Raw genomic sequence first — 13,324 nt, 5'->3', positions numbered from 1 at the left:
GAACAATGAGATTAGCAAAGATAATCATAAGGAACTACAGGCTGCTCACTAACGCAGAACTGGAAGTTGACCCCAAAACAACTTTGATCGTAGGCCGGAACAATACAGCGAAAACCTCATGCTTTGCATGCATCAATAAAATTTTAAGCAAAGACCCATTTCCTTTTTCTTTCGATGATTACCCTTTGCAAAAAAGAAGCTCACTTTATGATAATGTTGCCCAATTCCTGGCAGAAAAAATATCCATTGAGGATTTGTGTAAGCAGGTTGAGTCAATTTCCATCGATTTTATAGTGAACTATGCACTTGACGATCCAGAGGATAATCTCGGTGCGCTATCTCCATTCATTATAGATCTAGATGCGGATACCACTACAGCATTGATCCGGATCGAATGCAAATTAAAATCGGACGAGAAAATAATTTGGAACGCCTTTAAGCAATTTCGAGATGAATCGATTCGCGAACCAAATGATTTACAGAAAGCAATAAAGAATAATTTTCAAAAGATTTTTGAAATGGCGGTTTATGCTATAAATCCGAACGATCCGGAGGATGTTCAGAGGAAGAAACACAAAGAGCTGGTAGATTTGTTCCCAACTCATTTTATCCAAGCAGAGCGCCGGCTTGGGGAAGACGGGACGCAAGATAATTCTCTGTCATCTCTAATTGCTACTTACTTCGAAGTGAGCGAGGAAGAACTCGATGAATCTATAGTTGAGAGAGTGATGGAGCTGCGAAATACCGTTAAAGACAGCAGCGATGAAATCCAGCATCATAGTGATGAGATCTTAAGCACGCTTGTTAACGACGCAATTGGATTTGGTTATCCCAACGCAGAAGAACTGCAATTGGGCGTCACGACTCAGTTAAGCATTGATGAGCAGATTAAGAACAGGACACAACTAACTTATACCGCCGGAGCATGTAAGGAGACATTACCCGCAAACTACAATGGACTGGGCTATAAGAATCTAATAAAAATGGAGTTTCTTCTTTCGGCATTTGCAAAGAAAATCGAAAGTAACGGTTGTGCCGGCATACCATTACTTTTCATTGAAGAGCCGGAATCTCACATGCATCCACAAATGCAGCGTGCTTTTGCAGAGTACCTTGAATCTTTTCTTGAAAAAATATCAACTGCAGGAATCCAGACTTTTCTAACCTCACATTCTGCGCATATCGCCAACACAATGGACTTCTCTAAAATCCGATATGCGCGAAAAACAGCAAATGGAATCGTCTACAAAAACCTGAGCACATTCGCCAAACAAAATTCCAAAAATATAGACTTTATCAAAAAATATCTTACCTTAACTAGATGTGACTTATTTTTTGCAGATAAGGCAATCTTTGTCGAAGGCGCATCAGAGCGCCTATTAATACCAGACATGATTGAAAAATGCGCCAAAGCAGGGGACTTTAACTCCCAGACATACAAGCTGCCTGAACAGTACTATACCCTGATTGAAATCGGCGGCGCATATGCTTATCTGTTTATTCCATTTACTGAATTCTTGGGTATTCCGTGTCTTATTCTCACCGATTTGGATTCCGTGGCTGCGCGAAAGGATAGCCAGAATAGAGCTCGAAATCATTCCGTTCCCGTTTCGGAAGGCGAAACCACTTCTAATGAGACATTGAAATGGTGGGTACGAAAAGTTAAAGGAATTAAGAACGATGGGGTCAAAATCACATTATCTGATATTACATCGCTGTCTTTCGAGGACAAAACTCTCGGTAAATGTCATCTTGAATTTCAAGTGAAAGAACACGGACTGTGCGGGCGTTCGTTAGAAGAAGCGATTCGAAATGTTAACCGCTCCTACTTCAATATTGAATCAAATGCCACTGAGAAGGATATAGAATTTACCGGAAATAGCAAAACTGACTTCGCCCTCAATCTCATATACGAGCACGGAGAATACATCATTCCTTCCTATATCAGAGACGGATTAGTATGGCTCAATGACCAGAGAACACTCGAATAGGAGAGGCAAGAGCGAATGGTCAAGCAACATAATGCCGCGAACTACAGACAAGCAAAAGTCGAAGCTGACAAGGTTGATGAATTAATAATATCAGCACTAGAAAATGGTAATAGTTTCCGCGTGGAGGCTGGCGCGGGATCCGGTAAAACATACTCGCTTAACAAAGCGATTGAATGGATTCAGGCAAACAGATGGACAGAATATAGTCGAAAAAAACAAACCGTAGCCTGCATTACGTATACCAATGCTGCTGTTGATGTTATTGCGGGGCGATTGCCGAGCGACACATTCATCTTGCCTTCAACGATTCATTCATTTGCTTGGGACTCAATAAAACAATATCAGAGCTATCTGATCGATATTGTTACAACAGAACCTGAATTCGCTTCGGAAGAAGGAGACTTTTCTGCAGTCACCCAAGTTGCGTACACTTTAGGTCATCGCTATATAGAGCATGGAATTCTATACCTATATCACCGTGACGTTCTAGAGCTCTTTTGCAGACTGCTTGATAATTATAAATTTCGACGTATTTTCGCTGATAAATATCCTTTAATCTTGATTGACGAATATCAAGATTCATATCAGCCAATCATTGATCGTTTTATTAAGTTCTATATCGCAAATAATGAGGGACCGCAATTCGGTTTTTTCGGCGATGCATGGCAAACCATTTATCAATCAAGTAAAGCTTGTGGTCTTATCGAAAACGATAACATTGAAGTTATTAGCAAAGGATCGAATTTCAGATCGGCTCCACGGATTGTTCAGCTTCTAAATTACTTGCGACCAAATTTGCCTCAAACATCTGCAATAGACGATTTTGAGGGAGAAGTTGCAGTAATTACCTGCGATGATTATTCAGGAGATCGTCGAACAGACCGTAATTTCAAGGGCGATTTACCGGCAGAAGAAATAAAAATACGACTATGTGGGATCCAAGAAAAGATTGAGAAAGAATCCGATGAGAAGGATAGTTTAAAGATTCTGATGATTACCCATAAAGTTCTTGCTGCGCAACAAGGATACGAACAGCTTTTAAGTATATTAGACGACGGGTTAAGAGATAAAGAAGACCCGTTCCTGCTGTTCTTTATGAATACAGTTGAACCAATTTACAGAGCGTTAAGAGATTCTAAACCACAGCAGCTTTTTGACGCATTGGGAGTCAGGCGTTCCCCAATTATTAAAAAATCAGAGAAGCTGAAGTGGCAGAGACTACGGCAGCAACTTGAAAGCATCCGAAGCAAAAGAGCAATCGATGTTTTTGAGCTTATTAAGCAAAGTGAGCTTGTTCCTATTCCCCCGGAATTGGCTGGATGGTATTGCCTGTATCTCGATGCCCCTGATACTTTGTATTCATCCAATACTTCGATTAAAGCGTTTTTAGAGCTAAGTTATTTGCAATTTGTAGCAGCGATCGATTTCTTATATCCCAATGCGATTTTTTCTACTGAACATGGTGTCAAAGGCGAGGAGTATGACAATGTTGTTTTTGTCATTAGCAAAGGCTGGAATTTATATCAGTTCGACATTTATGCACCCATGATAGCGGGGTTCGTCGATATTCCCAAAGAGAAGCAAAGCTCTTTCGAAAGGAATCGAAACCTATTTTACGTTTGTTGTTCAAGAGCAAAAAAGAGATTGTTCTTTTTTATCACGGTTCAAATAGATTCAGTATTCAGGTCATTTTTAACCGAAATGGTCGGTTCGGAAAACATATATACATATAGTCAATTTTTGAATTCCAATCCGCACTAGCAGATATTAAAGAGGCTCGCAGAGATTAACGAGCCTCTTTTAATTAGCAAGTAATTTTTCGCTGCAAATCTTTCTAGACTGTATTTGTGAGGCAAAACAGCCCTTCTTGCATAACTTGTAGACACACGATCGCATCGGAGCTCATTGTCGTAAAAACGTCGTAAGATTCTATTTGAATTTGAGGTAATGCCCATTTACGAGGCGTTATTACCCAATTAGTAGATGTTGCCATGGCAGATAAACAGTACGCGGTGCATAGGGCGATACCTTTCATATAGAAGGCTGCTAAAGAGTCGAAGCCGGGCGCATGCCAAGTTTTATTTCTTGGCCAGTTTGAAGTAGCGCTCAAATATCAATTCGAAAACGTAATAGAACATCAATCGACTGTCGAGGTCCATGCTGCCCAAGCGGATTTCTTTTTGCACGGTGTAGATAGGGTAGTCGGCTAGTTTCGAGAGGGAATTTCGAGAAAAGCCGGTGAGCGTGACGACCTTGCATCCGCGCGTTTTGGCTATCGATGTGGCGTCAATAGACACCTGCGTCTCGCCGCTTACGGAAACGCTGAAGACCAGGTCGTTTTTGCCGAGGAGTTCTGCGTAATGCCTCATGACGTGGCGTTCACTGAGCGTGTCGGTGTTCTTGCCCATTATTTTGAGCTTTTCAGCCATCTCGAGGCACGGGTATTTCGAAAAGCCCGAGCAGAAGAACACGATATGCGAGGCGTCCTGGATAAGACTCACAACCGAATCGATGACCCGGTCGTTAAGCAGATCTTTGGTCTGTACGAGCTGGGTATCAAGAGGAAGTGCCTCGATAGTGAATCGATTGCGATCGAGCGAGGCGGAATACGATTGTTTGAGCTCCGTAAACCCCGAGAAGCCAAGTTTATGGGCAAGCCTGACAATTGTATTGGGAGCGACGAAGAACCGTTCGGCAACGCTCTTAAGCGTGACATCGTCAATATCATCACGCAGCTCGATGATGTAGCGCATGATCTCGCTTTCGAGATCGTTGAGCTTGCTCTCGCCAGCTCGCACATGATCATAAAAGGATTCTTGATCTTTCATAAGATGTTTCAGCCCCTCGCACCTCGCCGTACATATGGTACCGCTTTGTGTAGCCAGGTGAGAAATCGGTAATCGGTCAAGATTGCCTATTGCCCATGAACTGGGAAAACGCGCGTGTCTGCCTACACATATCTGTGTCGTGAGCGAAATCATGTGTCCCCGTTTCGCATTGGCCCACACGGGGACTTGCAAATGACCTTATGTCGCAAAATACCAATCGAAACGAAGCAAGCCGAGGACAGCCGCGGAGCCCAAGGTCTTCGAGAACACCGATCAGCCAACCCTGGAGGGACGGAACATGAAGGACAAGCTCAATATTGTGATTGTTGGCGGCGGCTCCACGTGGTGCCCTGGCATTCTTAAAGCCCTGACCAAGCACATGGACATTCTGCCGCTGAACCGCGTGATGCTCTATGACATCGATGCCGAGCGCCAGCGTCCGATCGGCGAGTTTGGCAAGATCCTCTTCGCTGAGGAGGAGCCCGGTGTGGAGTTTGGTTACACCACCGATAAGGACGAGGCTTACACCGACGTCGACTTTGTGCTCTGCCAGATTCGTACCGGCGGCTACGAGATGCGTAGCAAGGACGAGAAGATTCCGCTGCATATGGGAATCATCGGCCAGGAAACGGTGGGCCCTGGCGGCATGGCTTACGGTATGCGCTCCATGCATGACATGGTTGAGATCGTCAACGACGTTCGCGCCCATAGCCCGGAGGCGTGGATTATCAATTACACCAATCCGGCTGCTATTGTGGCATATGGTCTCGAGCGCGTCCTGCCCGATGAGCATCGCGTTCTCAACATCTGCGACCAGCCTGTCAACCTCATGCGCTCTTACGGTCGCCTGCTCGGTCGCGATATGAGCAAGACGGAGCCCGTGTACTTTGGCCTCAATCACTTTGGTTGGTTCAAGCACATCTACGATGAAGAGGGCCATGACCTCGTCCCGCAGATTAAGGAGTACACGAAGAAGAACGGCTTCCTTCCTGCCGATGCCGAGCAGCGTGACCAGTCCTGGCTTGATACCTACGCCATGGTCAAGGACATGCTCGAGGACTTCCCCGACTATCTGCCCAACACTTATCTGCAGTACTATCTGTATCCCGAGTACAAGGTCGCTCACCTCGACCCCGACTACACTCGCTCCGACGAGGTTATCAACGGTCGTGAGAAGCGCGTGTTCGCCGAGTGCGAGCGTGTTGCCAAAGTCGGCACCGCAAAGAACTCTTCGGTTGTGCAGAACGATGCTCATGGCGATATGATCGTGGAAATCACCTCGGCCATTTATCGCAACACCAATAAGACCTTCATTGTCATCGTGCCCAACAACGGCATTATCGAGGGTATGCCCGATGACGCCATGGTCGAGGTCGCGGCAAGCGTGGGCGCCAATGGCCCGCAGCCCTATGCTGTTGGCAAGATTGGCACCTTCTATCGCGGTCTTATGGAGAACCAGTACGCCTATGAGCGCCTGACTGTTGAGGCTTGGATGGAGGGTTCCTACGAGAAGGCCCTGCAGGCACTCACGCTTAATCGTCTGGTCGGTGACGCAAAGAAGGCGCGTAAGGTGCTCGATAAGCTCATCGAGGCCAATAAGGATTACTGGCCGGAGCTTAAGTAGCTAGTTCCATAGCGTTAGATAACTGTTATGGGGCGTGTGGGTTGTAGAGCTGCACGCCCCGTTTCTTTAAGAGGGGTATCCCATGAACAAAGATGAGCTGCTGGCAAAGTTCCAGCGCCTGGGCAAAGTCCTCATGACGCCTGTCCTAATCCTGCCAATCGCCGGTATCCTTCAGGGCTTTGGCAATGCCTTTACCAGCCCCACCCTTACGGCAGCTGTTCCCTGGCTTGCTGCTCCGGGCTTTGCGATTTTCTTTTCGATTCTTAAGGCCGCAGCCGGCATCGTTATGAGCAACATCCCGGTTATCTTCTCGATTTGTCTCGCCTATGGCTTCGCCAAGTCCGAGAAGGCTACCGCGGCGCTTTGTGGCTTTTTGGGCTACATGTGCATGAACTCCGTGATGGGCACGTTCCTCACGGCGACCGGCGTTATCGATCCCGCCAATCTTACGACGGGTCAGAGCACGATCCTCGGTATCACCACGCTCGACACGGGCGTTATCGGCGGTCTTCTGGTGGGTGCAATCGTCGCATGGCTGCATAACCGTTACTACAAGATTGAGCTGCCTGCCGTGTTCTCCATCTTCAACGGCACACGCTTTATCCCGGCGGTAACGCTGCTCTCATGCAGTGTCCTCGCATTGGTCATGTCCTTTGTTTTCCCGTTTATCCAGAACGCTCTCGGTGCGCTGTCCGAGTTCATCAAGACTACGGGTGCCTTTGGTGCATTTGTCTACGGCGCTGGCGAGCGCATGCTCCTGCCTTTTGGTCTGCATCACTTTGTCTATTTACCGTTCTTCTTCACGTCGCTCGGTGGCGTCGAGACCATCGACGGCCAGACCGTTCAGGGCGCTATCAATATCTATAACGCGATCCTGGGCTCTCCTAGCACGCCGTTTAACATCGAGGTCAGCCGTTTTGTCATGAACGGTAAGGTTATCTTCGCCATGTTCGGCCTGCCCGGTGCTGCACTCGCCTTCTACAAGACGGCGCTTCCCAAGAACAAGAAGAAGACCGCAGCGCTCATGATTGCCATCGTGGTGCCTTGCATCCTCTCCGGCATTACCGAGCCGCTCGAGTACTCCTTCCTGTTTATCGCGCCCATCCTCTACGTGTTCCACGCTCTCATGGCTGGTCTTGCCTATGCGCTGACCTATATCCTGCAGTTCAACGTGGCCGGCTCCGCATCCTTTGGCGGCCCGCTCTTGTCGTTGATCTTTAACGGCATTATGGGTGCAGCCAAGGGCTCCAACTGGCAGGTTATCCTGTTCCTCGGCCCCATCTATTTCGTGGTGTACTACTTCGTCTTCAAGTTCATCATTCTTAAGAAGGATCTAAAGACCCCTGGCCGTGAGGAAGAGTCTGGCGATGAGGCCGAAAAGGCTCCCAAGACCGTGATCAGCGACCTCATTCCCGCCATCGTTGAGGCAGTGGGCGGCGACAACAACATTAAGTCTGTCGAGGCCTGCTTCACCCGTCTGCGCATCCAGCTCAATGACTGTGACAAGGTGGTTGATGACGCCGAGTTTACCGAAAAGCTCGAAGCGCGTGGCATCGTGCATGTTAACGGCGGCGTGCAGATTGTCTACGGCAACATGGCATCTAACTACGCAACCCAGATGCGCGAGCTGCTGGGTATGGAGTAAACGCCCCACATATCTATAAAATCCTGTATAAAAGGCGGTGGCAGACAATGTGTCTGCCACCGCCTTTGAGTTGCCCCACGCGCATTTCGTGTATTTGAAATACACGAAATTGCACTGTCGGAGCTTGCAGGCGGATAGACACTACTCGAATGGGACGGTTTTCACCGGTTGCTCGCCACCTTGGGCTATGTTCGCCCCTATGCCTGCATCCGGGGCTGTGTTGATTGACGACGGTGTTCCCAGCGGGCAAGCTTAATCGGCACCAGCGTGAGCGCCCAGGCCACAAGCGAGATCGCGGCGCCCACTGCGCCTACGTACGCAATGCCAACGCTGCCTACCACGGTGCCGCCCACTGCGGTGCCGAACGAGATGCCGACGTTAAACCCATGGGCTTAACCGAGCTTGCGAGTACCATCGACTTGGGATGGCGGCGGCGTGCCACGTCCATGAAGTGCGTGATGCATGACACCGAGAACAGGCACATGAGCAGCGCAAAGCTAATGTGACAAAGGGGCAGTCCGTTTGTCACATTCCATGCCTTATAAACTTGCAAATTCTTCAAGTTACTAAGGTAAAATCTTATAAACTTGCAAAAAATGCAAGTTTATAAGATTTCATGTCTGGTCGGGCGCTAGGGAGACTCCATGGATATCGTTCGCCGAAGCCGTTATCTTGATCGACTCATTGCTTTTCAGGATACCGACCTCATCAAAATCGTGACGGGCATACGCCGTTGTGGCAAATCAACGTTATTGGACATGATGAGGGACTATCTGGCGCAACGGGGGGTGCCAGCCGAGCGTTTGCTGGCCTTTAAGATGGAATCTCTAGAGTACGCGGGAATTACGGATTATCTGACGTTTTATCGTATGGTTCGGGAGCGCATCGACGGCATCGATCATCCCTACCTGTTCTTTGACGAGCTCCAGAATGTCGAAGGTTGGGAAAAGGCGGTCAACTCGCTTCGAGTGGATTTGCCGTGTGATATCTATGTCACGGGCTCCAATGCCTTTTTGCTATCGAGCGAGCTCGCAACGCTTATCTCGGGCCGATATGTCGAGGTCAATATGCAGCCTCTCACGTTTGGCGAATATCTTGATTTTCGCTCGATTGATGCGATCGCCGCTGAAGGGCTTGGTGAGAGGGTCGAACTTGTTTCCAAGACGGGCGATCGCCTTAATTCAAATACCGTGCTTGAGCAGTACATAACCTATGGCGGCATGCCGTTTCTGGCCCATGATGAGCCGAGACGTGAGCTGTGTCGCGACTATATCCGTAGCCTCTACCAGACGATCGTCGCGCGCGATATCCTGTCGCGTGTGACGCGTAGGGGTCGCGGAGCTATCACCAAGCGCGATGTTCTCGAGCGGCTCTGTGCGTATCTGGCAGACAACATCTCCAACCAAACCTCGGTCAACAAAATCGTAGGGACGCTCAACGAATCAGCGGGTGGTAAGACCAACGCATCGACGGTGTCGGCATATATTGACGCTCTGGAAGAGACGTACCTGTTTACCAAAGTAAAAAGGTATGACATCAAGGGGCGGGAGCTTCTTAAGACAGGCGGTAAATATTACATAGCTGATACGGGAATTCGCAGCTATCTTGACGGATATAGAGGTAGCGATAGCGGAAGGATGCTCGAGAACGTTATCTACAACCAGCTTGTCTTTGAAGGATACGAAGTGTTTTGCGGCCATCTACGCGCGGGGGAAATCGACTTTGTCGCAATCGGCGAGGGATCAGACCGCAAATATATCCAGGTTACCGAACGGATCGATGCCGAGGCGACGAGGGAAAGAGAGCTGCGACCGCTCAAGCTAAGCACGCTAGGAAAAATTCCTGATTCGTATGAGAAGATCCTGATTGTCAGGGATGGCGACCATCCAACGGACATCGATGGCATCAGAATCGTGGGGGCAGTCGACTTCTTGTTGAGAAATAAGATTACCCGCGGCTAAACGTAAACAGATCCGTTTCGATGCGACAAAGGAGCAGTCCTTTTCGCATTCCGTGCGAGCCCTCGTGCCGTCTGGGGGTATAAGGCTAGCAGGTGTTTATTTGCGAGGCCTAAGGGGCGCCCCGTATGGATATCGATAACTTTGAATGGTGGTATAGCGAGGGCGAGGTTCCGGACGAGGAGTGGGACGAGCCCGCGCCGCATGACGTGTTGAGCGACGAGGACGAGAGCGGCGACGATGCCGTCGAGACGGATGCCGCTTCCGACTCGGCCGAACCCCTAACCTTTGAGCAGGCCTGGGCCCAGGCTGAGGCCGACGAGGCAAAGGCCGACGCCACGGCCACACTGGGTGAGCCGGCCGACATGTCCATCTCGCCGGCAAAGACCCCGCAGCCGCGTCACACTATCGACCCCGACAGCACGGCATCCTTCAGCATTCTCGACGTGCCCGCGCAAGGCGCTCAGGCGCCTGCGCCCACGCATCGCCCCGATCTGGCTCGCGAGGAAGGCGCGGGCCGGCGCTCTCCGCTTGGTCCCATCCTCATCGCCTTCATGGCCGGCGTTATCGCCTGCTCGGCAATCGGCAGCGTTTGGAGCCATGTTGAGCAGCAGCGCCAAGACGCCGCCAAGGCCGAGATCTCCGTCGAACAATCGCTCAGCCGTACGCGCTCGGTGCATGTGTCGGTCGAGGTCAAGGACGGTGCGACGTGGGATACCGCGCGCGGCGACAGCCAGATGCTCATCCATATCGTGGGCCGTACGCTCAAGGGACAAGCGATCGACGAGCACCAATACGTCAATTCCGAAGGCGACGGTATCGAGCTCAAGCCCGGCGACTACGAACTTACGGTCGATGAGCCACCTGTCGCCACCGACGGCACGCGTTTTCGTGCCTCGAAAAGAATGGTTCCCGCGAGCTTTAACTCGCGGGCGCCCGATACGGTCGACACCACCTCGCAGGGCGGGTTTGACCTTTACGTGGATACCCAGTAGGCGCTCGCCGCCCATTTCCACTATGGCTACTCAATAATCGCCTGCCGTCCCGCCCCGCCGCCAAGAGTGGGACAATAGTCCTCGACACTATTGTTTACTTTTGGAGGAAGTAGCATGTCTACCGTCACTACCATCAGGCGCGGCGGCCTCACCGCGGCCATCGATTCCATGGGCGCCCAGCTCACGAGCCTTGCCCTCAACGGCAACGAGTATCTGTGGCAGGGCGATCCCGCCTTTTGGGGCAAGCATGCGCCCATCCTGTTCCCCATTGTGGGCTCGCTGCGCAACAACACGGCGACGTCTGCGGCCGGCAGCTGCGAGATGGCGCGCCACGGCATCGCGCGTATCGTGGAGCACAAGCTGGTCGAGGTGTCGGAGGACGGTTCGTCCGTCACCTACGAGATCACCGATACGCCCGAGTCGCTCAAGGCCTTCCCGTTCCACTTTAAGCTCAACATGACCTATGCCCTGACTGGCGACGCCACTCTTACGCAGACCTTTGCCGTCACCAACACCGGTGACGTGGACCTGCCGTTTTCGGTGGGCGGCCACCCCGCATTTAACGTGCCCGTTCCCGGTGCCGAGGACGAGGCGTTCGAGGATTACGAACTGGCGTTTACCGAGGCTTGGACTAACGAGGCCCCCATCATCACGCCCGATGGCCTTATGACGTTCGAGGGAAGCTACAAGGCTCCCGATAACTCGGACGTGCTGTCCATCACGCACCGCAGCTTCGACAACGACGCCATCATGTTCACCGATACCCCGGGCTCCACGCTCACGCTGCGCGGTCGCAAATCGGGCCACGGCGTCAAGATTGACTTTGAGGGCTTTAAGTACATCGGCGTGTGGTCTGCCGCCAACGACGCCCCGTTCGTGGCGCTCGAGCCTTGGACCGGACATACCACCATGGACACCGAGGACGACGTCTTCGAGCACAAGGTCAACACCATCACCTTGGCTCCCGGCGCCACCGACAAGCGCGCCTTCGAGGTTACGCTGCTCTAGAGGTTCCGTCGTTCTAACGAACGGCGGACCGGCCGACGCTGCGCGCCGCCCAGAGCGACAATTTGCCATTCAAAAGGCAAGGCATGACCAGAAGGTCTATGCCTTGCCTTTTTCATGCCAACTTGTTCGCTCTGGGTGGCGCTCGCTGGCATTGCCGAATCATCGACGTTCCCAACGACTGTCCCCGATGACTACTTGTTTGACCAGTCGTTTAAGAACGTCCCCAACGGCTACCAATCGTTTTCAGTTTGTTAATTTGTATATATGCATCTGCTGGAGGTAACGCTGAGCGATATCCTGTTAAGTCGTTAGCATACGATTCAACAGGGAAGGCAGATTATGCATTCTCCCCATCAGCGCGACGTGCATCCACAGCCGGTGTGCAGCCGTCGCATCTTCTTGGGTAGCGCTCTTGCCGCGAGCGCTTCCGTCGTCGCCGGCGCGCTCGCCGGCTGTCAGCGCCCGTCCACGCTCAAGGTGGTTCAGCCCACGACGGGTGGCGGTCGCGACGACCTGTCCGATTCCGTGATCGGCAAGGATAAGATCCGCATCGGCATGGAGGCGGCCTACGCCCCGTACAACTGGCAGGTTTCCGAAGCCAGTGAGTACACCATCCCCATCGACAACGTACAGGGCGCCTATGCCGATGGCTACGACGTGCAGATCGCCAAGATCGTCTGCAAGGCCCTCGGTGGCGAGCCCGTTGCCGTCAAGCAGAGCTTCTCGGGCCTTATCGATTCGCTCAACAACGGCCAGATCGACCTCATCATCGCCGGTATGAGCGCCACGCCCGAGCGTGAGGAGTCGGTCGGCTTCTCCGACCCGTACTTTATTGGCTACTTCGGCCTGTTCGTAAAAGAGGGTTCCCCCTACCAAAACGCCACCAAGCTCAGTGACTTCAGCGGCGCCACGGTGCTCGGCCAAAAGGACACCATGCTCGATACCGTCATCGACGAGATCCCGGGCGTCGTTCACAAAAACCCGGTCGACTCCGTCCCCACGGTGTTCTCGAACCTGCTGCAGGGCACCTGCGACGCCGTGACGTACAACACCGAAAACGAAAAGGGCTACATGGCCCAAAATCCCGGTATCGTCCCCATTCATTTTGCCGAGGGCGAGGGCTTTAAGCAGGAGGTCGCGGCAAACGTCGGCTGCCGCAAGGGCTCGGACAAGCTGCTTAAGCTCATCGACAAGACGCTCAAGGGCGTCAGCCAGGAGGAGCGCGACCAGATGTGGGACGCGTGCCTCGACCGTCAGCCGGCATAGGGAGGCAGC

At 51.5% G+C, this 13,324-nt stretch carries 10 protein-coding genes; 8 read left to right on the top strand and 2 right to left on the bottom strand.

The genetic code is table 11. The annotated features are described in order from the left end of the window. Positions 1-5: 5 nt before the first annotated feature. A complete protein-coding gene (locus ACTQZF_RS07250; protein ID WP_441554936.1) occupies positions 6-1,991 on the top strand; it encodes an ATP-dependent nuclease in 1,986 nt (661 codons plus the stop codon). Positions 1,992-2,006: 15 nt separating this feature from the next. After that, the gene (locus ACTQZF_RS07245; RefSeq protein WP_441554935.1) at positions 2,007-3,752 is read left to right on the top strand and encodes a UvrD-helicase domain-containing protein; all 1,746 of its coding nucleotides are present in this window, start codon (positions 2,007-2,009) and stop codon (positions 3,750-3,752) included. A 317-nt stretch (positions 3,753-4,069) separates the two neighbouring features. On the opposite strand, the gene ACTQZF_RS07240 is transcribed toward ACTQZF_RS07245, so the two are convergent. Continuing rightward, positions 4,070-4,819 (bottom strand): MurR/RpiR family transcriptional regulator, encoded by a 750-nt coding sequence (locus tag ACTQZF_RS07240; RefSeq protein ID WP_117757480.1) that lies wholly within the window; start codon positions 4,817-4,819, stop codon positions 4,070-4,072. Between the two features lie 298 nt (positions 4,820-5,117). On the opposite strand from ACTQZF_RS07240, the gene ACTQZF_RS07235 reads away from it, so the two are divergent. Next, entirely contained in the window at positions 5,118-6,443 is a 1,326-nt protein-coding gene (locus ACTQZF_RS07235) for a 6-phospho-alpha-glucosidase (RefSeq protein WP_441554934.1), read from the top strand. 82 nt (positions 6,444-6,525) lie between these two features. Continuing rightward, positions 6,526-8,088: a PTS transporter subunit EIIC gene (locus ACTQZF_RS07230; protein WP_427794056.1), complete on the top strand. Its 1,563-nt coding sequence runs from the start codon at positions 6,526-6,528 to the stop codon at positions 8,086-8,088. Between the two features lie 334 nt (positions 8,089-8,422). Here ACTQZF_RS07230 and ACTQZF_RS07225 read toward each other — a convergent pair whose 3' ends face one another. Beyond that, positions 8,423-8,617: a hypothetical protein gene (locus tag ACTQZF_RS07225; RefSeq protein WP_441554933.1), complete on the bottom strand. Its 195-nt coding sequence runs from the start codon at positions 8,615-8,617 to the stop codon at positions 8,423-8,425. A 115-nt stretch (positions 8,618-8,732) separates the two neighbouring features. Here ACTQZF_RS07225 and ACTQZF_RS07220 point away from each other — a divergent pair, with 115 nt between their 5' ends. The 4 genes from ACTQZF_RS07220 (at position 8,733) to ACTQZF_RS07205 (ending at position 13,315) form a co-directional block, all read left to right on the top strand. Then, complete coding sequence (locus ACTQZF_RS07220; RefSeq protein WP_441554932.1) at positions 8,733-10,049, top strand: ATP-binding protein; 1,317 nt, start codon at positions 8,733-8,735, stop codon at positions 10,047-10,049. Between the two features lie 125 nt (positions 10,050-10,174). Next, complete coding sequence (locus ACTQZF_RS07215) at positions 10,175-11,041, top strand: hypothetical protein (RefSeq protein ID WP_441554931.1); 867 nt, start codon at positions 10,175-10,177, stop codon at positions 11,039-11,041. A gap of 114 nt (positions 11,042-11,155) precedes the next feature. Continuing rightward, entirely contained in the window at positions 11,156-12,049 is an 894-nt protein-coding gene (locus ACTQZF_RS07210; RefSeq protein WP_441554930.1) for an aldose 1-epimerase family protein, read from the top strand. Positions 12,050-12,388: 339 nt separating this feature from the next. Next, positions 12,389-13,315, top strand: a complete 927-nt coding sequence (locus ACTQZF_RS07205; protein ID WP_441041446.1) for a transporter substrate-binding domain-containing protein — start codon at positions 12,389-12,391, stop codon at positions 13,313-13,315. The last annotated feature ends 9 nt before the right edge of the window (positions 13,316-13,324 follow it).

Source organism: Collinsella sp. LCP19S3_H3, from assembly GCF_052119145.1.
Lineage (GTDB): Bacteria > Actinomycetota > Coriobacteriia > Coriobacteriales > Coriobacteriaceae > Collinsella.
Note: the sequence above shows the minus strand (reverse complement) of the source record. Positions and strands in the feature narration are given on the sequence as shown.